This is a genomic window from Streptomyces sp. NPDC048734 (assembly GCF_043198675.1).
GTDB lineage: Bacteria > Actinomycetota > Actinomycetes > Streptomycetales > Streptomycetaceae > Streptomyces.
In genome coordinates, this window is record NZ_JBICUZ010000005.1 from 482,944 (window position 1) to 508,244 (window position 25,301).

Consider the following 25,301-nt stretch of genomic DNA (forward strand, 5'->3'; position numbering starts at 1 on the left):
TTCTCCGTGACGCGAGCCCGGGACCTCCGGCCGGCGCCGGGCCGGCGCCCTTGCCACCCCTCCGCCCCGTGCCGGACCGGCGCCCCGCCTCCGCCCCGCGCAGGCCGGCTCCCCCACTTCGCCCCCGCGGTACCAGCGATCCGCCGCCGTTCCGGGCCCCACCCCACGCCGACATCCGGGCCCAGGACCGGATCGCGACGCGAAGCCGCAGGTCAGGAGCATTGTCAGTACGTGGGTGCAGGATGGACGCATGGTCGGCAAAGCACACCGGTCCCTGGACGGCTTCTCCCCCGCGACCCGCGCCTGGTTCACGGGGGCGTTCTCCGCGCCCACCGCGGCCCAGGCGGGCGCGTGGCAGGCCATCGGCGAGGGCTCGGACGTGCTGGTGGTGGCCCCGACCGGTTCCGGCAAGACCCTGGCCGCGTTCCTGGCGGCCCTGGACCAGCTGGCCTCGACGCCCCCGCCTGCCGACCCGAAGAAGCGCTGCCGCGTGCTGTACGTGTCACCGCTCAAGGCCCTCGCCGTCGACGTCGAGCGCAACCTGCGCAGCCCTCTCACCGGCATCCGCCAGGAGTCCGTGCGCCTGGGCCTGCCCGAGCCCGAGGTCAAGGTCGGCATCCGCTCCGGTGACACGCCGCCCGCCGAGCGCCGCGCCCTCTCCACGCGCCCTCCGGACATCCTGATCACCACCCCGGAGTCCCTGTTCCTGATGCTGACGTCGGCCACCCGCGACGCGCTGACCAACATCGAGACGGTGATCCTCGACGAGGTCCACGCCGTGGCGAGCACCAAGCGCGGCGCCCACCTCGCCCTCTCCCTGGAGCGCCTGGACGAACTCCTGCCGAGGCCGGCCCGTCGTATCGGCCTCTCGGCCACGGTCCGTCCGGTCGACGAGGTCGCCCGCTATCTCTCGCCACGCCGCAAGGTCGAGATCGTGCAGCCCGAGTCGGGCAAGGAGTTCGACCTCTCGGTGGTCGTCCCGGTGGAGGACCTGGGCGAGCTGGGCGGCTCCCCCGTCGCCGACGGCTCCGAGGGCGCGGAGCGCCCGTCGATCTGGCCGCATGTCGAGGAGCGCATCACCGACCTGGTCCAGGCCCACCGCTCCACGATCGTGTTCGCGAACTCCCGACGCCTGGCGGAGCGCCTGTGCAACCGGCTCAACGAGATCGCCTACGAGCGGGCCACCGGAGAGCCCCTCGGCGAGCACCACGCCCCGGCCGACCTGATGGGCGGCTCGGGCGCGGCCCAGGGTGCCCCGGCGGTCATCGCGCGCGCCCACCACGGCTCGGTCTCCAAGGAGCAGCGCGCCCTGGTGGAGGAGGACCTCAAGGCCGGCCGCCTGCCCGCGGTGGTCGCCACCTCCAGCCTGGAGCTGGGCATCGACATGGGCGCGGTCGACCTGGTCGTCCAGGTCGAGTCGCCGCCCTCGGTGGCCTCCGGCCTCCAGCGCGTGGGCCGCGCGGGCCACCAGGTCGGAGCGGTCTCCACCGGTGTGGTCTTCCCGAAGTACCGGGGCGACCTGGTCCAGGCCGCGGTGGTCACCGAGCGCATGCGCACGGGCTCCATCGAGTCCCTGAGGGTCCCGGCGAACCCGCTGGACGTGCTGGCCCAGCAACTCGTCGCGATGACCGCGATGGACACCTGGCAGCTGGACGACCTGCTCGCCCTCGTCCGCCGCGCCGCCCCCTTCGCCTCCCTCCCCGAATCGGCCTTCACGGCGGTCCTGGACATGCTCGCCGGCCGGTACCCGTCCGACGCCTTCGCCGAGCTGCGCCCGCGCGTGGTGTGGGACCGCGTGGCCGGCACGATCACCGGCCGCCCCGGCGCCCAGCGGCTCGCCGTGACCTCCGGCGGCACCATCCCGGACCGCGGCCTGTTCGGCGTGTTCCTCGCGGGTACCGACCCCAAGAAGGGCGGTGGCCGGGTCGGCGAGCTGGACGAGGAGATGGTCTACGAGTCCCGCGTCGGCGACGTCTTCACCCTGGGCACCAGTTCCTGGCGCATCGAGGACATCACCCGCGACCGCGTCCTGGTCTCGCCCGCTCCGGGCGTGCCGGGCCGCCTGCCGTTCTGGAAGGGCGACCAGCTGGGCCGCCCGCTGGAACTGGGCCGTGCGGTCGGCGCCTTCCTGCGCGAGGTCGGCTCGCTGCCCAAGGACGACGCCAGGCTGCGCCTGCTCACCGCAGGCCTGGACGCCTGGGCGGCCGACAACGTCCTCTCCTACCTGGACGAACAACGCCAGGCCTGCGGCCACGTCCCCGACGACCGCACCATCGTCGTGGAGCGTTTCCGCGACGAGCTGGGCGACTGGCGGGTCGTCGTGCACTCCCCCTTCGGCGCCCAGGTGCACGCCCCCTGGGCGCTCGCCCTCGGCGCCAAGCTGTCCGAGCGATACGGCATGGACGCCCAGGTGATGCACGCCGACGACGGCATCGTCCTGCGGCTGCCCGACGCCGACCTCATGGGCCTGGACCTGATCGACCAGCCGCCCCCGAAGGCCGGCACGGAGTACGACGCCGAGCGGGCCCCGATCGGCGCGGCGGACGTCGTCTTCGACAAGGGCGAGGTCGACCAGGTCGTCACCGACCAGGTGGGCGGCTCGGCCCTGTTCGCGGCCCGCTTCCGCGAGTGCGCCGCCCGCGCGCTGCTGCTGCCGCGCCGTAGCCCCGGCAAGCGCACCCCGTTGTGGCAGCAGCGCCAGCGGGCCTCCCAACTGCTCCAGGTGGCAAGCGAGTTCGGCTCGTTCCCGATCGTCCTGGAAGCGGTCCGCGAGTGCCTCCAGGATGTCTTCGACGTCCCCGGACTCGTCGAGCTGATGGGTGACCTCGAGTCCCGCAGGGTGCGCCTGGTCGAGGTCACCACCCCGGAGCCGTCCCCCTTCGCCCGCTCCCTCCTGTTCGGCTACGTCGCCCAGTTCCTCTACGAGGGCGACTCCCCGCTCGCCGAACGCCGCGCCGCCGCCCTGTCGCTGGACTCACGGCTGCTGGCCGAGCTGCTCGGCCAGGCGGAGCTGCGCGAACTGCTCGACGCCGAGGTGCTCACCGAACTGGAGCGGGAACTCCAGTGGCTGACCGAGGACCGTCGGGTGAGGGACGTCGAGGGCGTCGCGGACGCCCTGCGCGTGCTCGGCCCGCTCACCGACGCGGAACTGGCCGAACGGGGCGCCGAGCCGCACTGGGCCCACGAGCTGGCCGCGGCCCGCCGCGCCATCGCGGTCCGTGTCGCCGGCACCGACCACTGGGCGGCCGTCGAGGACGCGGGCCGCCTGCGCGACGCCCTGGGCACGGCACTTCCCGTCGGTGTGCCGGAGGCCTTCACCGAACCGGTCAAGGACCCGCTCGGCGACCTCCTCGCCCGCCACGCCCGCACCCACGGCCCGTTCACCTCCGCCGACGCCGCCGCCCGCTTCGGCCTGGGAGTCGCGGTCACCGAGGGCGCCCTCCAGCGGCTCGCGGCGGGCGGCCGCGTCGTCCAGGGCGAGTTCCACCCGGCCGGCATCGGCCAGGAGTGGTGCGACGCGACCGTCCTGCGCAGGCTGCGTCGCCGCTCCCTGGCCGCCCTGCGGCAGGAGCTCGAACCGGTCCCGCCCGCCGCGCTCGCCCAGTTCCTCCCCCAGTGGCAGCACATCGGCGCGGGTCACTCCCTGCGCGGCGTCGACGGCCTGGTACGCGCGATCGAGCAACTCCAGGGCGCGTCCGTGCCCGCCTCCGCCCTGGAGAAGCTCGTCATCCCGTCCCGCGTCAGGGGCTACTCGCCGGCGATGCTCGACGAACTGACCGCAGCGGGAGAGGTCCTCTGGGCCGGCGCGGGCGCGCTGCCCGGCAAGGACGGCTGGGTGTCCCTGTACCTGGCGGACGCGGCACCGCTGCTCCTGGCCCCGCCGCACCCCCTGGAGCTGACGGCACTGCACCAGTCCGTCCTGGACACCCTCGCCGGAGGCTACGGGCTGTTCTTCCGCCAGATCGCCGACCAGGTCCGCGCCACCACCCACCCCGAGGCCACCGACCCCCAACTGGCCGACGCGGTCTGGGATCTGGCGTGGTCCAGCCGCCTCACCAACGACACACTGGCGCCGATGCGCGCCCTGCTGGGCTCGGGCCGTACGGCCGGCTCCACCGCCCACCGCGCCAAGCGCGCGGTCCCCCGAGGGCGGTACGGCTCCCTCACCGGCGCCGCCCGCCCCGCGTCCCGCGGCGGTCCCCCGACCGTCGCCGGCCGCTGGTCCCTCCTGCCGGCCCACGAGCCCGACCCCACCGTCCGCGCCCACGCCCTCGCCCGCACGCTCCTGGACCGGCACGGCGTGGTGACCCGGGGCGCGGTCGCGGCCGAGGGCGTGGAGGGCGGCTTCTCGGCGACGTACCGCATCCTGTCCGCCTTCGAGGACAGCGGCCAGGCCCGGCGCGGCTATGTCGTGGAGGGACTCGGCGCCGCGCAGTTCGCGATGGACGGCGCCGTGGACCGCGTCCGCGCGGTGGCCAACGCCCGTGACCGCGGCGAGCCGCCGCCGGGCCCGACCGGCGCCCGGGGCGTGTGGGGCACCGGCACCGCCTTGCCCACCCTGACCGGTCCGGACCGGCCCGACGGAACCGATGTCGGTGACGGGCCGGACGGCGCACCCGCCGGGTCCGGCGCCGACTACCCCTTCGCCGCCCCCGGCGGATTCCCCCCGGCCGACATCGACTGGGACTTCCCCGGCCCCGGCGGCACCGCCGGCCCGCCGCCGGCTCCGGGCGAGTGGGTCTCACCGCGCGACTTCGCGAACCCCGGTCCCGGTGGCCCCCGGGGCGGCAGCGGGTCCCCGTACGCGTCCGGCTTCGCCGACCGGCGCCCGCGCACCCCGTCGCCCGCCTCCCGCGCCGTCGTCCTCGCCGCGGCCGACCCGGCGAACGCGTACGGCGCCGCCCTGCCCTGGCCCGAGCCGCCGACCGGCGCCGGACACAAGCCGGGCCGCAAGGCAGGCTCCCTCGTGGTGCTCGTGGACGGCGAACTGACGCTCTACATGGAGCGCGGCGGCAAGACCCTGCTGGCCTGGCCAGCCGCTCCGGACCACGCCGACTCGCCCGCCGACGACCCCCGGCTGCCCGCGGCGGCGGAGTCCCTCGCCGCGGCCGCCCGTGCGGGATCGCTCGGCACGGTCACGGTGGAGCGCGTCAACGGCGCCTCGGCCCTGACCTCCCCCTTCGGCGCCCTTCTGGAGGGGGCGGGCTTCATCGCGACCCCGCGCGGTCTGAGGTTGCGAGCATGACAGGCCGCTGGACGACCGCAGGCCCCGCTCCCCTCGTGCCACCCTTGACACATGCCTGAAGGTGACACGGTCCGGCAGGCCGCGAGCCGGCTGCACGGCGCCCTCGCGGGCAAGGTACTGACCCGCTCCGACCTGCGCGTGCCCAAGTACGCCACCGCCGACCTCACCGGCCGCGCCGTCCTGGACGTCACCCCGCGCGGCAAGCACCTCCTCACCCGGATCGAGGGCGGTCTCACCCTCCACTCGCACCTGCGGATGGAAGGGGCCTGGAAAGTGTTCGCGAACGGTCAGCGCTGGAGCGGTGGGCCGGCCCACCAGATCCGCGCCGTCCTCGGCACCCACGACCGCACGGCGGTCGGCTACCGCCTTCCCGTGCTCGAACTTCTGCGCACTTTCGACGAGGAGCGCGTGGTCGGGCACCTCGGGCCCGACCTGCTCGGCCCCGACTGGGATCCCGACCAGGCCCTCGCCAACCTCCTCGCCGACCCGGCCCGAGCCCTCGGCGAGGCCCTCCTCGACCAGCGCAACCTCGCCGGCATCGGCAATGTCTACAAGAGCGAGATCTGCTTCCTCCTGGGGGTCACCCCCTGGCTCCCCGTGGGTGCCCTCCCCGCGGACCGCACCGCCGCGCTGCCGGTCTTCGCGAAGAAGCTCCTCGAGGCCAACCGCGACCGCCCGGTCCGCACCACCACCGGCCGCAGCGGCCAGGCCCTGTTCGCCTACGGTCGCGCGGGCCGCCCCTGCCTGCGCTGCGGAACCCCGATCCGGGTGGCCGACCAGGGGGACGGCTCCCGTGAGCGCCCCACGTACTGGTGCCCCACCTGTCAGTCGGGCCCGGTCCCGGCACCGGGTTCCCCACCCACGCGCCGCGTCCGCACCCGCCCCCGCCCCACGGGTTGACGGACCGGCAGAAACCCTCGTGCCGTCCCCTCACGGGCGTGAAGACGTACGACCCCAGCGGGCGGGCGGACCGCGTTCGTCACCGGCGCCGCCGACGGCATCGGACGCACCCGCGCGGCCCTGCCGGCCGGGGCCGGAGCCACCGTGCACGGCGCCCCCAAGGCGGCCGTGGTCCAGCCGGCGAAGCCCTAGGCGACCGAGGCCGGCCCCTTCGCCATCCGCGTCAGCGCCATCGCCCCCGGCTGGATCCGCACCCCGTGACCGACCGCCACGACGCCGACGTCGGCGCACAGGCGCACAGGCGCACAGGCGCACACTGAGGCCCGCATGTCCCGCCTGACCCCGCTGGGCCGGGCCGGCGAACCGGAGGACGTCGCCCGCACGACGCTCCACCCGGCGTCGGATGCCTCAGCCCTTCACCACGGGCCAGAACCACCGGCCCCATGGCGGCGTCGCGATGCCCTGGCAGCCCCGTCAGCCGCCCCGACGCCCACAAGCCGCACAGCCACCCGTCACCCGCCACCGGACTCACCACACCCGCCACCGGTCACCAGGCCACCCACCCCGCGCGAGCCCGGCTCACGGGGCTTCAGCACCGCCCTCGAGCTCGCCCCGCCCCTCTCCGCCCCCTCCTCGCACCCACTCCCCCCGCCAAGCGCCCCGCCACCGCCCCGCCGCGAGGGCCCCCGCGGCCCGCGACCTGGCCACGCAGTGCACGGGCAGCAGACTCAGCCCCCAGCCACCGGCCGCGACGGACCCCTCGAGGACCCCGGCGTCGGGCGCGAGGGCGAGACGTACCGCGGCCCACCACCACACCGCCCCGAGCCCGAGCACGACCCCCCGGCGCACTATCGGTCCCGCCCCGGCCGTCACCTACGGCCCACCACCGAAACCCCCGTCGGCCCGCCGTCCGCGACAGCACCGGACACGCGCACGACACCGGAGAACCGCGGCACGCCGGAGGGCGGGCGCGGCAGGCACGGCGGGTCCGCGTCGGACGGACGGCTCTTCACGACGTACATCCGCACCTCCGGGTCGATCGGCTTCCGCCCTGACCCTCCACGATGACGGCAGCCCGGAACCCCGGCAAACGGACTCGGGACGCCCGACACAAAAACCCCGACCGCACCCCTCCGGATCTCCCGGAGAGGCCCCGGCCGGGGCCTCACGGCTGCCGTACGCCTACGCGTACTCGCAACCGTCCTGACACACGTACTCGTCGTCGGTCGACACACCCAGCCAGGGGCACGTCACGCGGCGACCACGTCCACCGCCTCGGCGGGTGCCTTGATGGTCACCCGCTCCGGTGGCACACCGGTCACCGACACGGAACCCAGCATCGGGCGAACCGACGCCGGTACGGGACCGCTGGGGGTGGCCGCAGCCGACTGGGCCAGCTCGGCGAGGGCGAGTTCGTCGCTCACTTCCCGCATGAGCTCGGACATCCGTACGTCCAGCGCGTCGCAGATGGCGGCGAGCAGCTCGGAGGAAGCCTCCTTCTGCCCCCGCTCCACCTCGGAGAGATAGCCGAGTGAGACTCGGGCGGACGAGGAGACTTCGCGCAGAGTACGGCCCTGGCGCTGGCGCTGCCGACGCAGCACGTCACCCAGCAGGCGACGGAGCAGAATCATCGGTGGCTCCCTCCTCGGACCGCGTAGCCGCATCCTTCTCGCCCCACCGTACCGCCTTGCGCCGCGGCCGTGCGGGGAGCGATGTCGTGTTCACTCAGGGCTGCAAACATCAAAACCCCCCGTTCTGTTCCGTATCCTGTGCCCGCTCATTCCCGGTCTGTTCGCCCGCCAGCTCTCCCAGGAGCACTGCGAGTACGCTCCGTACACTCTCTCTACGAATTTCCGCCCGGCTGCCGTTCAACCGCAGGGCCTCCACTTTTCCGCCAGAGGCGGAACCGGAATCGGGCCCCGAGGGACCCTCCACCGCGACGAAGACGGTCCCCACGGGCTGCCCGTCCTGGGCGTCCGGGCCGGCGACCCCGGTGGTCGCGATGCCCCAGTCGGCGCCCAGCGCCCTGCGCGCACCGGCCGCCATCTGCGCCGCCACCTGCGCGTCCACCGCTCCACGCGCGGCCAGCAGGCCCGCGTCCACACCGAGCAGCTCGTGCTTGAGCGGGGTGGCGTACGCCGTCACGGATCCCCGGAAGACCTTGGACGCCCCGGGTACGGAGGTGATCTCCGCCGCGACCAGGCCACCCGTCAGCGACTCGGCGACGGCGAGCGTCTCGCCCCTCACTGTCAGTAGTCGCACCACGTCGGTGGCCGCAGAACTCACGCTCGCGTCTCCTCCGAAGCCGCCCGGCGCTCGGCGGTGCCCTGCCGGCGCAGCACAATGGCTTGTCTCACATAGTCGAGCCCGGTCACCACGGTCAGGACGACCGCGGCGGCCATCACCCACCACCGCAGGGTGGCCAGCCAGCCCGTCAGCGCCAGGATGTACATCCCGACGGCCACGCCCTGGGTGAGCGTCTTCAGCTTGCCGCCCCGGCTCGCCGGGATGACGCCGTACCGGATGACGAGAAAACGCAGCAGGGTGATCCCGAGTTCCCTGCCGAGGATGACGCCCGTCACCCACCACGGCAGGTCACCGAGGGCGGAGAGGCAGATCAGGGCCGCTCCCATGATCGCCTTGTCGGCGATCGGGTCGGCGATCTTCCCGAAGTCGGTGACGAGGTTGTAGGTCCGCGCCAGATGTCCGTCGAACAGGTCGGTGATCATGGCGATGGCGAAGGCCGCCCAGGCGAACGCGCGCCAGGCCGGGTCGTACCCGCCGTCGGCCAGCATGAGGGCGACGAAGCCGGGCACCAGCAGGAGCCGGAGCATCGTCAGCAGGTTGGCCACGTTCCAGACGCTGGCCTGGTTGACGGCCGCGGCCGCGATCTTCCCGCCCCGCGCGGGCCTGAGGGTGCCCTGCTCGTCCGGGGTGGCACCGGTGACGTCGGTGCCCGTCTCCGCGGACACGTCGGCGGAGGCGGAAGCACCGGGAGCGGGGCTCGTGGCGGCCCCCTTGGCCCGCGCCGAGCCTCCCGCGGCCGATGCCGGGACACCCGTCATCTGTCCGCCTCCTCACTACACCCGATCGAGCCCTGGAGGGGCTCGGCCACCAGGTCGACACCTTCGGTACCGACCACCTTCGCCTCGACCATACGACCGACGCTCAGGCCTTCGCCGCTCGTGAGCAGCACCTGGCCGTCCGTCTCGGGCGCCTGGTGGGCCGCACGGCCGTACACGCCGTCGGCGGGGTCCACCGACTCCACGAGCACGTTCAGGGTCTCGCCCAGCCGCTCCTCGGCGCGCTGCGAGACGAGTTCCTCGGCGAGCCGGGAGATCCGCGCGAGCCGCTCGGCGACGACGTCCTCGTGGAGCTTGTTCTCGTACGTCGCGGCCTCGGTGCCCTCCTCGTCGGAGTACCCGAAGACACCGATGGCGTCCAGGCGCGCGTGGTTCAGGAACCGCTCCAGCTCGGCCAGGTCGGCCTCGGACTCGCCGGGGAAGCCGACGATGAAGTTGGAGCGCACGCCGGCCTCGGGCGCCTTGCCCCGGATGGTGTCGAGCAGTTCGAGGAAGCGGTCGGTGTCGCCGAAGCGGCGCATCGCGCGCAGCACGTCGGGCGCGGAGTGCTGGAAGGACAGGTCGAAGTAGGGGGCGACCTTCGGCGTGGAGGTCAGCACGTCGATCAGGCCGGGCCGCATCTCGGCCGGCTGGAGGTAGCTGACCCGCACCCGCTCGAGGCCCTCGACCTCCGCCAGCTCGGGCAGCAGCGACTCCAGGAGCCGGATGTCGCCGAGGTCCTTGCCGTAGGAGGTGTTGTTCTCGGAGACCAGCATGATCTCCTTGACGCCCTGCTCGGCCAGCCACCGCGTCTCGTTCAGCACGTCGCTGGGGCGGCGGGAGATGAAGGAGCCGCGGAAGGACGGGATGGCGCAGAAGGAACAGCGCCGGTCGCAGCCGGAGGCGAGCTTGACCGAGGCGACCGGGTTGCCGTCGAGCCTGCGGCGCAGGGGCGCCCGGGGGCCGGAGGCCGGCGCGAGCCCGTCGGGAAGGTCCGCCGGAGCGTGCCCGGGCAGGGCCACCGAGCCGGCCGACTCCTGCCGCTGCGCGGGGCTGATCGGCAGCAGCTTGCGCCGGTCACGCGGGGTGTGGGAGGCGTGGATGCCGCCGTTGAGGATGGTCTGGAGGCGGTCGGAGATGTCGGCGTAGTCGTCGAACCCGAGGACGCCGTCGGCCTCCGGGAGCGCCTCGGCGAGGTCCTTGCCGTAGCGCTCGGCCATGCATCCCACCGCCACGACGGCCTGGGTTCTGCCGTGACCCTTGAGGTCGTTGGCCTCCAGGAGGGCGTCGACGGAGTCCTTCTTGGCGGCGTCGACGAAACCACAGGTGTTGACGACGGCGACGTCCGCGTCCTCGGCGTCCTCCACGAGCTGCCAGCCGTCCGCCTCCAAACGGCCTGCGAGCTCCTCCGAGTCCACCTCGTTACGGGCGCAGCCAAGGGTGACGAGTGCGACGGTACGGCGTTCAGGCATGGGCTCAAGACTACTTTGTCTGGCTGACACCCCATGTCGACGGGGTTGGCGATCTTCGGGCGGCACGTCGAAGGGGCCGGCGATCACCGCCGACCCCTGTGCGAACCGGACACCGTCCGCCTCACCCGGCCTGCGGGTCGCCCTTGGTGTACGTCAGGCGCTCCACGGCTCCGGGCTGGAAGTCGTCGTCGATCTTCTTGCCGTTGACGTACAGCTGGATCGCGCCGGCGTCGCCGAGGACGAGGTTGACCTTCTCGCTGTCCTGGAAGGTCTGGGACTCGCCCTGCTTGAGCAGGCCGTCGAAGAGCAGCCGGCCGTTGTGGTCCTTCGCGGAGATCCAGCTCTTGCCGTCGGCCGCCGTGACCTGGACGGTCACCTTGTCCTGCGGAGCCGCGGCGATGGCGCTGTCGGAGGGCTCCGGCTTCTCGTCGACGGGCTTGTCGGTCTTCGGCGTGGGGGTGGCGGGCGCGCTGCTCGACGGGGCGGTGCCGTCGGCGACGTCGGTGGTGCCGTCGTCGCCCTTGAACGCGGTGAACCCGACGAACCCGACCACGGCGACGATCGCGGCGACCATGGCCGCGGTCCAGTTCGGGCCGCGCCGTTCGGGACGGATGCGCTCCGCCTCGAACATGGGTGCCGCCGGGGTCGGCTCCGGGCGGCCGCCGTGCGTGGCGTCGTACTGCTCGATCAGCGGGTCGGGGTCGAGTCGGACGGCCCTGGCCAGGGTCCGGATGTGACCGCGCGCGTAGACGTCGCCGCCGCAGGGCGCGAAGTCGTCCGCTTCGATGGCGTGCACGATGGCGATGCGGACCCGGGTGGCGGTACTGACGTCGTCGACGGTGAGCCCGGCCGCGATGCGGGCCTGCTGGAGGGCTCGGCCGATGGAGGGGTGGGCTGGCTCGGAAACGTCTTCGAACGGACGCTCGTCTTCAGGGAAGTTGCCGATGGACACGGGGGCGCCTTTCGAGCGTGTAGCCACCTGTGCTGGAGGTTCAGTCTAGGGGGGGTACGAAAGGGAGGGGCAACCGGGCGGTAGGACTTTGTACGCCATCGGTATGGCCGGACACGCCGATGACGAGCAGGTACGACCCCCTTCCGGGAACCGTACCTGTGTTCTCGCTCAACTTGACGTACGACGAGGGGAAACGGTTGCCCACCGCTCTCTAACGGGTGAGTCACGAACACTCGCCCTCCCCACGTGGGAGCCCTACCCTTCGGACTCCCCGCGGATCACGGCGAGCACTCCGTCCAACTCGTCGGGTTTCACCAGAACGTCACGTGCCTTCGACCCCTCGCTCGGGCCGACGATGTTCCGCGACTCCATCAGGTCCATCAGCCGTCCGGCCTTGGCGAAGCCGACGCGCAGCTTGCGCTGGAGCATCGAGGTCGACCCGAACTGGGTGGACACGACCAACTCGGCCGCCTGGCACAGCAGGTCCAGGTCGTCACCGATGTCCTCGTCGATCTCCTTCTTCTGCTTGGTGCCGACGGTGACGTCGTCCCGGAAGACGGGCGCCATCTGGTCCTTGCAGTGCTGCACGATCTGGGCGACCTCGGCCTCGGTGACGAACGCGCCCTGCATACGCGTCGGCTTGTTCGCGCCCATCGGCAGGAACAGTCCGTCACCCTTGCCGATCAGCTTCTCGGCCCCCGGCTGGTCGAGGATGACCCGCGAGTCGGCGAGCGAGGAGGTGGCGAAGGCGAGCCGGGAGGGCACGTTCGCCTTGATCAGGCCGGTCACGACGTCCACCGACGGCCGCTGGGTGGCCAGCACCAGGTGGATGCCGGCCGCACGCGCGAGCTGGGTGATCCGCACGATCGAGTCCTCGACGTCCCGCGGCGCGACCATCATCAGGTCGGCCAGCTCGTCGACGATCACCAGCAGGTAGGGGTACGGCTGGAGCTCGCGCTCACTGCCCTCGGGCGGCTTGACGGTCCCCTCCCGCACGGCGCGGTTGAAGTCGTCGATGTGCCGGTAGCCGTACGCGGCCAGGTCGTCGTACCGCAGGTCCATCTCGCGCACGACCCACTGGAGCGCCTCGGCGGCCCGCTTCGGGTTGGTGATGATGGGCGTGATCAGGTGCGGGATGCCCTCGTAGGCGGTCAGCTCGACGCGCTTGGGGTCGACCAGGATCATCCGGACGTCCTCGGGGGTCGCCCGGATCATGACCGAGGTGATCAGGCAGTTGATGCACGACGACTTGCCGGAACCGGTGGCGCCGGCGACGAGTATGTGCGGCATCTTCGCCAGCGAGTGCATGACGTAGCCGCCCTCGACGTCCTTGCCGAAGGCGACCAGCATCGGATCGTCGTCCTCGGCGGACTCGGCCAGCCGGAGCACGTCACCCAGGTTGACCATCTCGCGGTCGGTGTTGGGGATCTCGATGCCGACCGCCGACTTGCCCGGGATCGGCGAGATGATCCGCACGTCCGGGCTGGCGACGGCGTAGGCGATGTTCTTCGTCAGGGCGGTGATCCGCTCGACCTTCACGGCGGGGCCGAGTTCGACCTCGTAGCGCGTGACCGTCGGGCCGCGGGTGAAGCCGGTGACGGCGGCGTCGACCTTGAACTCCGAGAAGACGTTGGTGAGCGAGGCGACCACCGCGTCGTTGGCCGCGCTGCGCACCTTGCCGGGGCCGCCGCGCGTGAGGAGGTCGAGCGAGGGCAGCGCGTAGGTGATGTCGCCGGCCAGCTGGAGCTGCTCGGCACGCGGCGGCAGCTCACGCGGGACCTCGGGAGCGGCCTTGGTCAGGTCGGGGACGACACCGGCCTCGGGCTTCTCCTTCCGGGGACGGGCCGCCGGGGCCGGAACGGGCGTCGGCGTGGTGGGCTCGCGGTCGCCGGCGCTCACGCCCTGCGTGAGGTCGGCGACGACCCGGGAGGGCGGCATGCCGTGCAGCACGGCCCCGTCGAGATCGGCCGCCGCGGCCGCCGCGATGTCGACGGCGTCCCTCCCCCGGTCCATCGTGGGCTGCGGCACGGCCGAGCGCCGGGGCCGCCCGCGGCGCCGGCCGAGAGCCTCCTGCTCCGCGCCCTCGGGGTCGTACGCCCCCGGTGCGCCGGAGCGGCGCCGGGGGCGCGCGGGCAGCGCCTCGCGCCACTGCTCGTCGTACCGCTCGTCGTCGCCGAACTCGTCGTACTCCTCGGCCGCCGCCTCGTGCACCACACCGAGGCGCACCCCGAGCTGCCGCAGCCGCTGCGGGATGGCGTTGACGGGGGTGGCGGTGACCACCAGCAGCCCGAAGACGGTGAGCAGCACGAGCAGCGGTACGGCGAGGACCTCGCCCATGGCGTACGTCAGCGGGGTCGCGGCGGACCAGCCGATCAGACCGCCGGCGTCCCTTATCGCCTGCATGCCGGCGCTGCGGGCGGGCGAGCCGCAGGCGATGTGGACCTGTCCGAGCACGCCGATGAGCAGCGCCGACAGACCGATCACGATACGGCCGTTGGCCTCGGGTTTCTCCGGGTGCCGGATGAACCGTACGGCGATGACGGCGAGCAGGATCGGCACGAGCAGGTCGAGCCGGCCGAAGGAGCCGGTCACCAGGATCTCGACGAGGTCGCCGACCGGGCCGCGCAGATCGGCCCAGGTGCCCGCGGCGACGATCAGCGCGACACCGAGCAGCAGCAGCGCGACGCCGTCCTTGCGGTGGGCGGGGTCGAGGTTCCTGGCTCCGCTCCCTATGCCGCGGAAGACCGCGCCGACGGCGTGCGCCAGGCCGAGCCAGACGGCGCGGACGATCCGGTAGACGCCCCCGGTGGGACTGGGGGCCGGTTTGGGCGCGGGCTTCCTGGCCGCGGCTTTCCGGACGGGCGCCTTCTTCGCCGGGACCTTCTTGGCGGCGGCCTTCTTCGCCGGAGCCTTCGCGGGAGCGACCGCCTTCCTGGCGGGCTGCTTCTTGGCTGCGGAGGGACGTGAGGCCATGGTGTGAGGTTACCGGGGGAGACGGCAGGGGACACGTGTGACCGCTGCTTCACCCGTTCGTGTCGCTCCCAAAGGGGCGCGGAACTGACGCACGCCCTCGCCCGGCTGACACCCGCTCACGCACAACTGCGGCACGGCCCGTGCCCGTTGCGGTTCAGTTCTGCGACGTCACGGAGGGCGGACCGCTTCCGGTGCCGGGCTCCAGCGCGTCCAGCGCCCGACGCAGACCGGTGAGTTTGCGCTCCAGGTGCGCCGCCGTGGCCACCGCCGCCGCGTCCGCCGACTCGTCGTCGAGCTGCTTGGACAGGGCCTCGGCCTGCTCCTCGACGGCCGCGAGTCGCGCGGACAGCTCGGCCAGCAGCCCGGCCGACTCCTTGACGCCGCCGTCCACCGCCCTGCCTGCGCCGCCCTCCAACTGGAGCCGCAACAGGGCCGCCTGCTCCCGCAGTTGGCAGTTCTTCATGTACAGCTCGACGAACACGGAGACCTTCGCGCGCAGCACCCACGGGTCGAACGGCTTGGAGATGTAGTCCACCGCCCCCGCCGCGTATCCGCGGAAGGTGTGGTGCGGGCCGTGGTTGATCGCCGTGAGGAAGATGATCGGGATGTCCCGGGTCCGCTCCCGCCGCTTGATGTGCGCGGCCGTCTCGAAGCCGTCCATTCCCGGCATCTGGACGTCCAGCAGAATGACCGCGAAGTCGTCCGTCAGCAGTGCCTTGAGCGCCTCTTCCCCGGACGATGCCCGCACCAGTGTCTGATCGAGCGCCGAGAGGATCGCCTCCAGCGCCAGCAGATTCTCCGGCCGGTCATCGACCAGGAGGATCTTGGCCTTCTGCACCATGGCCCGCCCTCCTCGCCCCGGCAGTGCACCGGGCGCCGCCCCTGGGGACGACTCCTTGCGCCGCCCTTCCTTGTGCCGGTCATGGTAGCCGCACCCCGACCGTCGCCACACCCTGTCACCGTGATGTCACTGTGCACGTAGCGGGAACGCGGCGGAAGACCAGAAGGTTCCCCGGATCCCGCCCCTCTACACACTTCCGGACACCGCGAGTCAACAACTCCTCGCGTTCCCGCACGGTCACCGTCACTCGGCGCGCATCCACTGCTCCATCACCGACAGCAGATGGTCGGGGTCCACCGGCTTGGTGACGTAGTCGGACGCACCCGACTCGATCGCCTTCTCCCGGTCGCCCTTCATCGCCTTCGCGGTGAGCGCGATGATCGGCAGACCGGAGAACTGCGGCATCCGGCGGATCGCCGTGGTCGTCGCGTACCCGTCCATCTCCGGCATCATGATGTCCATCAGGACGACCGCCACGTCCTCGTGCTGCTCCAGGACCTCGATGCCCTCGCGGCCGTTCTCCGCGTACAGCACCGACAGCCCGTGCTGCTCCAGGACGCTCGTCAGCGCGAACACGTTACGGATGTCGTCGTCGACGATCAGCACCTTCTCGCCGCCGAACCGGATGCCCCGGGACCCCTGCGGCACCGCCTCCTGCCGCACGGGCGCCCACTGTTCGGGCCGCCCGACCTGCGGCTCGCCCCCGGCCGCCGAGCGGCGCCGGCGCCGGAACAGCGCCGCCGGACCGTTCTGCGCGTCCTGGTACGACCGCACCTCGGCCGGCGTCTGGATCTGCTGCCCGGACAGCTCCGACCGCTCCCGCATCCCGCTCTCGGACGCCGCCACCAGGTCGCCGGCCTCCAGCTGGGGCACGAGCTGCTGGTAGCCCTGCGGCGGCAGCTCGCTCGGGTGCAGCGGCAGGTAGAGCGTGAACGTCGAGCCGCGCCCCGGCTCGCTCTGGGCGTAGATCTCACCGCCGAGCAGCTGCGCGATCTCCCGCGAGATCGACAGGCCCAGGCCCGTGCCGCCGTACTTGCGGCTCGTGGTGCCGTCGGCCTGTTTGAACGCCTCGAAGATCACCCGCATCTTGCTGGCCGCGATCCCGATGCCGGTGTCGGTCACCGAGAACGCGATCAGCGGCGCGTCCGCGTCGGCCAGCGAACCGGCCTCCAGCAACTGCTCCCGGATCGCCACCGGCACGTCCGTACCGGCCGGCCGGATGACCAGCTCCACCGAGCCGGAGTCGGTGAACTTCACCGCGTTGGACAACAGGTTGCGCAGCACCTGCAGGAGCCGCTGCTCGTCCGTGTGCAGCGTGGCCGGCAGCTCCGGCGACACCCGCACCGACAGGTCCAGGCCCTTCTCCGCGGTGAGCGGCCGGAAGGTGGCCTCCACGTAGTCCACGAGCTGCACGAGCGCGATGCGCGTCGGGGATACGTCCATCTTGCCCGCCTCGACCTTCGACAGGTCGAGGATGTCGTTGATCAACTGAAGCAGGTCGGAACCGGCCCCGTGGATCGTCTCGGCGAACTCGACCTGCTTCGGCGAGAGGTTCCCCTCGGCGTTGTCGGCGAGCAGCTTGGCCAGGATCAACAGCGAGTTGAGCGGCGTACGCAGCTCGTGCGACATGTTGGCGAGGAACTCGCTCTTGTAACGCATCGACACCGCGAGCTGCTCGGCCCGCTCCTCCAGGACCTGCCGCGCCTCCTCGATCTCGGTGTTCTTCACCTCGATGTCCCGGTTCTGCCGGGCCAACAGCTCTGCCTTCTCCTCCAGTTCGGCGTTGGACGCCTGGAGGGCCTTCTGCCGCTGCTCCAACTCCGCCGACCGCTCGCGCAGTTGCTCGGTCAGCTCCTGCGACTGCTTCAGCAGCTGCTCCGTCTTGGTGTTGACGGAGATGGTGTTGACGCTGGTCGCGATCATCTCGGCGAGCTGGTTGAGGAAGTCCTTCTGGATCTGCGTGAACGGCGTGAAGGAGGCCAGCTCGATCACCCCGAGCACCTTGCCCTCGAACAGCACCGGCAGCACGATCACCTGCGCCGGAGGCGCCTCCCCGAGCCCCGAGGAGATCTTCAGGTAGCCGCTCGGCGCGTTGGAGACGAGGATCGTCCGCTTCTCCTCGGCCGCCGTGCCCACCAGCGCCTCACCCGGCCGGAACGAGGTCGGCATCGACCCCATCGAGTAGCCGTACGAACCCAGCATCCGCAGCTCGTAGTGCTCGTCGGCGCCGTCGGCCGTCGGCATCGCCAGGAAGAAAGCGCCGTGCTGCGCGGCCACCAGCGGCGGCAGCTCGCTCATGATCAGCGAGGCCACGTCCTCCAGGTCGCGCCGGCCCTGCATCAACGCGGACACGCGCGCGAGGTTGCCCTTGAGCCAGTCCTGCTCCTTGTTGGCGATCGTGGTGTCGCGCAGGTTGGCGATCATCTTGTTGATGTAGTCCTGGAGCTCCTGGATCTCACCGGACGCGTCCACGTCGATCTTCAGGTTCAGGTCGCCGCGCGTCACCGCGGTCGCCACCCGCGCGATGGCCCGCACCTGCCGGGTCAGGTTCCCGGCCATCTCGTTCACCGACTCGGTGAGGTCGCGCCAGGTGCCGTCCACGTCACGCACGCGTGCCTGACCGCCGAGCTGCCCCTCGGTGCCCACCTCGCGGGCCACCCGGGTGACCTCCTCGGCGAACGAGGACAGCTGGTCGACCATCGTGTTGATGGTCGTCTTCAGCTCCAGGATCTCCCCGCGTGCGTCGATGTCGATCTTCTTCGTCAGATCACCCTTGGCGATGGCCGTCGTGACCATGGCGATGTTGCGCACCTGACCCGTCAGGTTGGACGCCATGCCGTTCACCGAGTCGGTGAGGTCCTTCCACGTGCCCGCCACACCCGGCACGTGCGCCTGACCGCCCAGGATGCCGTCGGTACCCACCTCACGGGCCACCTTGGTGACCTGCTCGGCGAACGAACTCAGCGTCCTCACCATGGTGTTGAAGGTGTCGGCGAGCTGCTGCACCTCACCGCGCGCCTCGATGGTCACCTGCCGCGTCAGGTCGCCGTTGGCGACGGCCGCCGCGACCTGGGAGATGTTGCGCACCTGCATGGTCAGGTTCTTGGCCATCAGGTTGACGTTGCCGCTGAGGTCCTTCCAGATGCCCGTGACGCCCGGCACGTGCGCCTGACCGCCCAGGATGCCCTCGGTACCCACCTCCCGGGCCACCCGGGTCACCTGCTCGGCGAACGACGACAGCTGGTCCACCATCGTGTTGACGGTGGTGACGAGTTCGAGGATCTCGCCCTTGGCGTCGACGGTGATCTTCTTCGACAGGTCGCCCTTGGCGACCGCGGTCGTGACCTCGGCGATCTGGCGCACCTGGATGGTCAGGTTGTTCGCCATGAAGTTCACGGACTGGGTGAGGTCCTTCCAGGTGCCGGAGACACCCTGCACCTCGGCCTGCCCGCCGAGCTGCCCCTCCGTACCCACCTCCCGGGCCACCCGGGTGACCTCCTGGGCGAACGACGACAGCTGGTCGACCATCGTGTTCAGGGTGTTCTTCAGCTCCAGGATCTCCCCGCGCGCGTCCACGGTGATCTTCTGCGACAGGTCACCGCGGGCCACGGCGGTGGCGACCTGCGCGATGTTGCGCACCTGAGCGGTGAGGTTGCCGGCCATGCCGTTCACCGAGTCCGTCAGGTCCCGCCACACACCGGCGACGCCCGGCACCTGCGCCTGTCCGCCGAGCTGCCCGGCGGTGCCCACCTCGCGCGCCACCCGGGTCACCTGGTCGGCGAACGCGGAGAGCTGGTCGACCATCGTGTTGATGGTGTTCTTCAGCTCCAGGATCTCCCCGCGCGCGTCGACGTCGATCTTCTGCGACAGGTCGCCCCGGGCCACCGCCGTCGTCACCTGCGCGATGTTGCGCACCTGCGACGTCAGGTTCCCCGCCATCGAGTTGACGGAGTCGGTGAGCTCCTTCCACGTGCCGGACACGCCGTCCACGCGGGCCTGCCCGCCGAGCCGGCCCTCCGTACCCACGTCCCGCGCCATCCGCGTCACCTGGTCGGCGAACGACGACAGCTGGTCCACCATCGTGTTCACGGTGTTCTTCAGCTGGGCCATCTCACCGGACACGTCCACGGTGACCTTCTGCGACAGGTCCCCGTTGGCCACCGCCGTCGTCACCTGGGCGATGTTCCTCACCTGTCCGGTGAGATTCCGGAACGCCGTGTTGACGGAGTCCGTCAGGTCCTTCCACGTCCCGGCCGCGCCCGACACCTGTGCCTGACCCCCCAGCTCACCCTCGACACCGATCTCGCGCGCCACGCGCGTGACCTCGGCACCGAAGGCCGACAGCTGGTCGACCATCCCGTTGACGGTGTTCTTCAGCTCCAGCATCTCGCCGGCCACGTCCACGGTGACCTTCTGCGACAGGTCCCCGTTGGCCACCGCCGTCGTGACCGCGGCGATGTCCCGCACCTGCGTCGTGAGGTTGCGGAACACGGTGTTGACCGAGTCGGTGAGGTCCTTCCACGTCCCGGCCGCCCCCGGCACGTTCGCCTGGCCGCCCAGCTGTCCCGCCGCACCGACCTCGTTGGCGACGCGCGTGACCTCGTCCGCGAAGATCCGCAGCGTCTCCGTCATCTGGTTGATCGTCTCGGCGAGCTGCGCGACCTCACCGCGCGCCGGCACCGTCACCTTCCGCGACAGGTCACCGTTGGCGACCGCCGTCGTGACCTCCGCGATCCCGCGCACCTGGGCCGTGAGGTTGCCGGCCATGGTGTTCACGGAATCGGTGAGTTCCTTCCACACACCGTCGACGCCGGACACCCGCGCCTGACCGCCCAGGATGCCCTCGGTGCCCACCTCCCGGGCCACCCGGGTCACCTCGGACGAGAACGCCGAGAGCTGGTCCACCATCGTGTTGACGGTGTTCTTCAGCTCCAGCATCTCGCCCTCGACGTGCACGGTGACCTTCCGCGACAGGTCGCCCTTGGCCACCGCCGTCGTCACCAGCGCGATGTCGCGCACCTGAGCCGTCAGCCGCTCGGCCATCGTGTTGACGGACTCCGTCAGGTCCTTCCAGGAACCCGACATGCCGCGCACCTGGGCCTGCCCGCCCAGCTTGCCCTCGGTGCCCACCTCACTGGCCACGCGCGTGACCTCGTCGGTGAACGTCGACAACTGGTCGACCAGGTTGTTGACCGTCCGCCCGACCTTCAGGAACTCCCCGCGCAGCGGATGCCCCGCCCCCTCGGGGGTGTGCGTCCGCAGCTCCATCCGCGGCGACAGGTCACCCTCGGCGACCGCCGACAGCACCCGCCCGACCTCGGAGACCGGCCGCACGAGGTCGTCGACCAGCGCGTTCGAGTTGTCGATGGCGGCCGCCCAGGAGCCCTCGCAGGCCCCCGTCTCCAGCCGCTCGGTGAGCTTTCCCTCACGCCCGACCATGCGTCGTACGCGCGACAGTTCACCCGTGAGGTGCAGATTGCGGTCGGCCACCTCGTTGAAGACGGCCGCGATCTCCGACATCACACCGTCGCCGGACACCGTGAGCCGCTTGCGGAAGTTCCCCTCCCGCATCGAGACCAGGGCGGCCAGCAGCCGGTTCAGGGCCACGGTGTCCACCGTCGTGGTTCCGCCTCGGGGTGATCGCTGTCCGCTCAGGGTCTGTCCGCCTTTCGCGCGCGCCTTCGTGCCCCGCGTCGCTGCGCCAGACTCCACGTTGTCCCTCCCGGAGGGGTCGACCGTCGTACTGCCGATGTAATCAGGCAGGCTCAAGAGGCTGCTGCCCTGCGAACACACAAGACACCCAGTCTGCCGGACCTTCACAAGAAGCCTGCCCAGTGTTTCACCCCCGCCGAACCCGGCCATAACACTTCGGCAGCTTTCGCACACCGTCCGCACACCCTGAGGTGGAAACACAACTGACCGGCATCCGCGGGGGCGGGGAAGGTAAGTAACCTTGCATGCGGCTGTCCAGCCACGCCGGTTCGTCCGGTCTGGGCGGTGGCACGAGCACGAGCGGGCATCGGAGGGGCGGCCGCACACATGACCACCGGACTGATCCCGGGGGGACAGCCCCCGGACCCCCGGCCGACGAGCGCGCTTCCGCCCCAGCAGCGACGCGAGCAGGACGGCCGGGAACACGCCAAGCACGTCGACGACCGGCCGAGGAGTTCTGTGATCACCGCGCGCGCGGCTGCCAGTTTCGAGCCCGTCGGGCGATCCGTCGCGACCGCCCGCGGGTTCGTCCGCGACACCCTCCAGGGCTGGGGCTTCGCCGACATCATCGACGACGCCGTCGTCCTGACGAGCGAACTGGTGACGAACGCGGTCGTCCACGCGGGCACCCACGCGGACCTGCTGTGCCTGCGCCACGAGGACGCCGTCCGCATCGAGGTCGCCGACCGCTACCCCGAGCGCGAGATCCCGCTCCAGGGCTCCCTGGCCACCATGGGCAGCCCCGACCGCGAGGGCGGTCGCGGCCTCCAGCTGTGCGCGGCCATCGCCGCCCGCTGGGGCGTCGAGTACACGCCCACCCACAAGACCGTCTGGTTCCGGCTCGACCTGCCCGACCGCCCGGTGGGGACCCGCTCGGCGGGCCCGGCCCTGCCCGCGGACCTGCTGCCGCTCGCCGACAGCCGGGTCCGCGTCGCGGTCGTCCAGATCGACCGCACCGGCGCCCTCTCGGCCTGGAACGAGGACGCCGAGGAACTCTTCGGCTACCCCGCCGACCAGGTCGTCGGCAAACCCCTCACCGACCTCGCGGCCTGGCCGCACACCCCCGGAACCAGCACCGGCATCGTCGAGGCCCTCCGGCTGTCCCGCTGGGAGGGCAGCTACGGCATCCGCGGCGCCGACGGCCGCGTGCTCCCGGTCTACGCCTCCCACCTGCGCGTCCGCGACACCGACGGCGAGCCCTCCACGGTCTGCCTCCTCGTCCGCGATCACGAACGTGCCGTCCTGCAGTCACCGACGCGCGTTCCCGCCACCGACACCGGCCCCGCGGACGGCCAGGGCGCGGACCCGTTCGAGGTCTTCATCGGCTCCCCCGCCCCCGACGACCTCGACGGCCTCCTCCAACGCACGGTGGAACGCGCCCGCGACATGCTCGACGGCGACTCCGCCTTCCTCCTCCTCGCCACCGACGACGAGACGGAGCTGGAGGTCCGCGCCTCCACGGGCCTGCCCTCCGCCCGCCAGCGCTTCGCCCGCGTCCCCGTCGAGGCCGGCCCCGGCCGGTACGGCTCCGCCCGCATGCCGGCCGTCCACGAGGACCTCCTCGCCGTCCCCGGCGCGGTCCCCCTCCTCAACGGCACCGGCATGCGCTCGGTCGTCACGGTCCCCCTGAAGGTCGAGGGCCGCCTCACCGGCTCCCTGGGCGTCGCGGCCGAGGGCCCGGGCCGCTACTCCAACGAGGAGGCCCTGCGCCTCCAGTTCGCCGCGGACCGCATCGCGCTGGCCGTCGAGTCGGCCCGCCTGGGCGAGCTGGAGCGGCTGCGCCGCGGCTCCCTCAGCTTCCTCGTGGAGGCCTCCGACCTGCTGGCCGGCACCCTCGACCGCGACCAGACCCTGGCCCTGATGGCGCAGATGACGGTCCCGACGCTGGCCACCTGGTGCGCGGTCTACACGATCGCCGACCAGGCCTCCGAGCCGTATCTGTCGTATGTCCTGCACGAGGACGAGGAACTCATCGACGGCATCAAGTCGCTGCTCTCGAAGATCGCCCCGCCGGATCCGGTGCCCACCCCGGGCGCGCGCGTCTGGTCGGCCCCCGGCGAGGCGGCTCACGACGCGGCCCTGCGCAGTTCGATGCGCAGCCTCGGTCTGACCGGCGGCACGGCCCACCAGGTGTCCTCGGGCATCGGCCCCACCCTGGCCACCGCCTCCGCGGTGGGCGGCGAGACCGTCGTCCTCCCCCTGGTCGCCCGCAACCGCGTCATCGGCATGCTGACCCTGGGCAAGCCCACCGACGAGCACTTCCGCCAGGAGATCCTGGAGCTGGCCGAGGACCTCAGCCGCAGAGCGGCCCTCGCCCTCGACAACGCCCGCCTCTACTCCGAGCGCACGGCGATCAGTCAGTCCCTCCAGCGCAGCCTCCTGCCACCGGAACTCCCCGACATCGACGGCGTCGAGGTGGAGGTCATCTACCGCGCGGCCGGCGAGGGCAACGAGGTCGGCGGCGACTTCTACGACCTCTTCCCGATCAGCGACGGAGCCTACGGCTTCGCCATCGGCGACGTCTGCGGCACCGGCCCGCACGCGGCCGCGGTGACCGGCCTCGCCCGCCACGCCCTCCGCCTGCTGGCGAGGGAGGGTCTCAGCGGCCCGGCGGTCCTGGAGCGCCTCAACTCCGCGATCCTCGACGAGGGCGCCCGCAGCCGCTTCCTGACCCTCCTCTACGGCGAGATGCGTCCGCAGGCCGACGGCAGCGCGGAGCTGAAGGTGGTCTGCGCCGGCCATCCCCTCCCCCTCCGCCTGCGCCAGGACGGCACGGTCGAGCCGGCGGCCGAACCCCAGCCGCTCCTCGGTGTCATGGAGGACCTGGAGCTGTACGAGGAGACGATCACCCTTGATCCCGGAGACGTCCTGCTCTGTGTCACCGACGGCGTCACCGAGCGCCGTGAGGGCACCCGCATGCTGGGTGACGACGGCCTCGCCGACGTGCTCACCACCTGCACGGGCCTGACGGCGGGCGCGGTCGCGGCCCGCATCATGCGCGCGGTCGAGCGGTTCGCTTCGGACGCCCCGTCCGACGACATGGCCATCCTCGCGATGCGCGTGGCGTGAGGAAGACCCGGAAACGAGAGAAATCCCCCCGCCCGGAAGGGCGGGGGGATTTCTCTTTTGCGGAGCCCCCTAACGGAATCGAACCGTTGACCTTCTCCTTACCATGGAGACGCTCTGCCGACTGAGCTAAGGGGGCCAGTCACTTGTCGGGGTTTCCCCCGCGGCAACGGAATAGATCATACCCCGAACGGAGCTGTGTTCCCAAACCCGCTCAAGAGGCGGGTTGAAGCAGTCCCCCGAGTGCGTTGCACGCGGACACGATCCGCTGCATGTCCCGCTTCGTCAGCGAGGCGTCGACCGGCAGCGCCAGCGTCTCGTCGGCAGCCAGCTCGGTCTGCGGCAACGACACGTGCCGTCGGAGGCCGGACAGCCGGTGCAGCGGCGTCCTCACCGGCACCCGGCAGTCAACTCCCTTGGCCCGCAGGGCCCGTGCGAACGCGTCTCGATCGGGCCTCCCGTTCCCCGGCACCCGCACCACGTACTGCTGATAGGTGTGCCCGTCCCCGCCGTCGGGTGTCCGTACCCCGCGCAACCGCGCGTCGAGATACGCGGCCCGCTCCCGTCGCTGCGCCACCTCGTCGTACGGCGCGTCGGGCTCCGCCTGTTCGAGCACCAGCAGTCCGTACCGCTGCCCCACCTCGCGCAGCCGCCCGACGTCGGCCGGCCGGCCGAACCGGTGTACGGCAACGACGGCCGCTGTCCGCGGAGTTATGGCCGCTTCGACGGCGAGGGTGTCCAGGCAGTAGGTGACCGGGTCCACGTCGGCGAAGGCGGGAAGCGCGCCGGACCGGACGACCGCTTCGGCCACTTCGACGTTCCCGAACGCCGGCACGACGACTTCGTCACCGACTCCGACACCTGCGGCCCTGAGCATCGCGGCAGTACCCATGCCGTGGATGCTGGGCGCGGGACATGAACGTCAAGTGACGGAGAACAAAAAAGGGTTGGGCTCCGAACCGAAGTTCAGGGCCCAACCCTTTGAATGATTGTTCGGCGGCGTCCTACTCTCCCACAGGGTCCCCCCTGCAGTACCATCGGCGCTGTGAGGCTTAGCTTCCGGGTTCGGAATGTGACC

The 25,301-nt window shown here is 71.8% G+C and carries 13 protein-coding genes, 1 tRNA gene, 1 rRNA gene and 1 pseudogene; 4 read left to right on the forward strand and 12 right to left on the reverse strand.

What is annotated here, in order from left to right:
* The first annotated feature begins 250 nt into the window (after nucleotides 1-250).
* The 3 genes and pseudogenes from ACGFQC_RS17050 to ACGFQC_RS17060 all read left to right on the forward strand — a co-directional run.
* Nucleotides 251-5,245: an ATP-dependent helicase gene (locus ACGFQC_RS17050; protein ID WP_363091966.1), complete on the forward strand. Its 4,995-nt coding sequence runs from the start codon at nucleotides 251-253 to the stop codon at nucleotides 5,243-5,245.
* A gap of 51 nt (nucleotides 5,246-5,296) precedes the next feature.
* Nucleotides 5,297-6,145 (forward strand): DNA-formamidopyrimidine glycosylase family protein, encoded by an 849-nt coding sequence (locus ACGFQC_RS17055; RefSeq protein WP_363091967.1) that lies wholly within the window; start codon nucleotides 5,297-5,299, stop codon nucleotides 6,143-6,145.
* 129 nt (nucleotides 6,146-6,274) lie between these two features.
* Nucleotides 6,275-6,611, forward strand: a pseudogene (locus tag ACGFQC_RS17060) (SDR family oxidoreductase); the annotation flags it as partial.
* Between the two features lie 113 nt (nucleotides 6,612-6,724).
* On the opposite strand, the gene ACGFQC_RS17065 reads toward ACGFQC_RS17060, so the two are convergent.
* From ACGFQC_RS17065 to ACGFQC_RS17105, 9 genes are all read right to left on the reverse strand, one after another.
* On the reverse strand, nucleotides 6,725-6,997 hold the full coding sequence (locus ACGFQC_RS17065) for a hypothetical protein (protein ID WP_363091979.1): 273 nt from the start codon (nucleotides 6,995-6,997) through the stop codon (nucleotides 6,725-6,727).
* Nucleotides 6,998-7,395: 398 nt separating this feature from the next.
* A complete protein-coding gene (locus ACGFQC_RS17070; protein WP_073497352.1) occupies nucleotides 7,396-7,776 on the reverse strand; it encodes a helix-turn-helix domain-containing protein in 381 nt (126 codons plus the stop codon).
* A 109-nt stretch (nucleotides 7,777-7,885) separates the two neighbouring features.
* Nucleotides 7,886-8,431, reverse strand: a complete 546-nt coding sequence (locus ACGFQC_RS17075) for a CinA family protein (protein WP_363091968.1) — start codon at nucleotides 8,429-8,431, stop codon at nucleotides 7,886-7,888.
* A complete protein-coding gene (gene pgsA, locus ACGFQC_RS17080) occupies nucleotides 8,428-9,210 on the reverse strand; it encodes a CDP-diacylglycerol--glycerol-3-phosphate 3-phosphatidyltransferase (RefSeq protein ID WP_363091969.1) in 783 nt (260 codons plus the stop codon). Before pgsA ends, ACGFQC_RS17075 begins: the two co-directional genes overlap by 4 nt.
* Nucleotides 9,207-10,679 carry a 30S ribosomal protein S12 methylthiotransferase RimO gene (rimO, locus tag ACGFQC_RS17085; RefSeq protein WP_363091970.1) on the reverse strand — a complete coding sequence of 491 codons (1,473 nt, stop codon included), beginning with the start codon at nucleotides 10,677-10,679 and terminating at the stop codon, nucleotides 9,207-9,209. The genes pgsA and rimO overlap by 4 nt, the downstream gene beginning before the upstream one ends.
* A gap of 121 nt (nucleotides 10,680-10,800) precedes the next feature.
* Nucleotides 10,801-11,631, reverse strand: a complete 831-nt coding sequence (locus ACGFQC_RS17090) for a RodZ domain-containing protein (RefSeq protein ID WP_363091971.1) — start codon at nucleotides 11,629-11,631, stop codon at nucleotides 10,801-10,803.
* A gap of 255 nt (nucleotides 11,632-11,886) precedes the next feature.
* Entirely contained in the window at nucleotides 11,887-14,604 is a 2,718-nt protein-coding gene (locus ACGFQC_RS17095) for a DNA translocase FtsK (protein WP_363091972.1), read from the reverse strand.
* Between the two features lie 154 nt (nucleotides 14,605-14,758).
* A complete protein-coding gene (locus ACGFQC_RS17100) occupies nucleotides 14,759-15,445 on the reverse strand; it encodes a response regulator (RefSeq protein ID WP_363091973.1) in 687 nt (228 codons plus the stop codon).
* A gap of 243 nt (nucleotides 15,446-15,688) precedes the next feature.
* Nucleotides 15,689-21,157, reverse strand: coding sequence for a HAMP domain-containing protein (locus ACGFQC_RS17105; protein ID WP_363091974.1), 5,469 nt, complete (start codon nucleotides 21,155-21,157; stop codon nucleotides 15,689-15,691).
* A gap of 327 nt (nucleotides 21,158-21,484) precedes the next feature.
* Here ACGFQC_RS17105 and ACGFQC_RS17110 point away from each other — a divergent pair, with 327 nt between their 5' ends.
* Nucleotides 21,485-24,226, forward strand: a complete 2,742-nt coding sequence (locus ACGFQC_RS17110; protein ID WP_363091975.1) for a SpoIIE family protein phosphatase — start codon at nucleotides 21,485-21,487, stop codon at nucleotides 24,224-24,226.
* Between the two features lie 63 nt (nucleotides 24,227-24,289).
* On the opposite strand, the gene ACGFQC_RS17115 is transcribed toward ACGFQC_RS17110, so the two are convergent.
* The 3 genes from ACGFQC_RS17115 to rrf all read right to left on the reverse strand — a co-directional run.
* A tRNA-Thr gene (locus ACGFQC_RS17115) sits at nucleotides 24,290-24,362 on the reverse strand.
* Nucleotides 24,363-24,437: 75 nt separating this feature from the next.
* The gene (locus ACGFQC_RS17120; RefSeq protein ID WP_363091980.1) at nucleotides 24,438-25,100 is read right to left on the reverse strand and encodes a DegT/DnrJ/EryC1/StrS family aminotransferase; all 663 of its coding nucleotides are present in this window, start codon (nucleotides 25,098-25,100) and stop codon (nucleotides 24,438-24,440) included.
* 114 nt (nucleotides 25,101-25,214) lie between these two features.
* A 5S ribosomal RNA gene (gene rrf / locus ACGFQC_RS17125) occupies nucleotides 25,215-25,301 on the reverse strand; the annotation flags it as partial.

Excerpts from the sequence above, each read along its gene's own strand:
- ACGFQC_RS17055 (WP_363091967.1), top strand. The coding sequence starts at position 5,297 with ATGCCTGAAGGTGACACGGTCCGGCAGGCCGCGAGCCGGCTGCACGGC.
- ACGFQC_RS17120 (WP_363091980.1), bottom strand. The coding sequence starts at position 25,100 with ATGCTCAGGGCCGCAGGTGTCGGAGTCGGTGACGAAGTCGTCGTGCCG.
- ACGFQC_RS17050 (WP_363091966.1), top strand. The coding sequence starts at position 251 with ATGGTCGGCAAAGCACACCGGTCCCTGGACGGCTTCTCCCCCGCGACC.
- ACGFQC_RS17070 (WP_073497352.1), bottom strand. The coding sequence starts at position 7,776 with ATGATTCTGCTCCGTCGCCTGCTGGGTGACGTGCTGCGTCGGCAGCGC.
- ACGFQC_RS17095 (WP_363091972.1), bottom strand. The coding sequence starts at position 14,604 with ATGGCCTCACGTCCCTCCGCAGCCAAGAAGCAGCCCGCCAGGAAGGCG.
- ACGFQC_RS17110 (WP_363091975.1), top strand. The coding sequence starts at position 21,485 with ATGACCACCGGACTGATCCCGGGGGGACAGCCCCCGGACCCCCGGCCG.
- rimO (WP_363091970.1), bottom strand. The coding sequence starts at position 10,679 with ATGCCTGAACGCCGTACCGTCGCACTCGTCACCCTTGGCTGCGCCCGT.
- pgsA (WP_363091969.1), bottom strand. The coding sequence starts at position 9,210 with ATGACGGGTGTCCCGGCATCGGCCGCGGGAGGCTCGGCGCGGGCCAAG.
- ACGFQC_RS17100 (WP_363091973.1), bottom strand. The coding sequence starts at position 15,445 with ATGGTGCAGAAGGCCAAGATCCTCCTGGTCGATGACCGGCCGGAGAAT.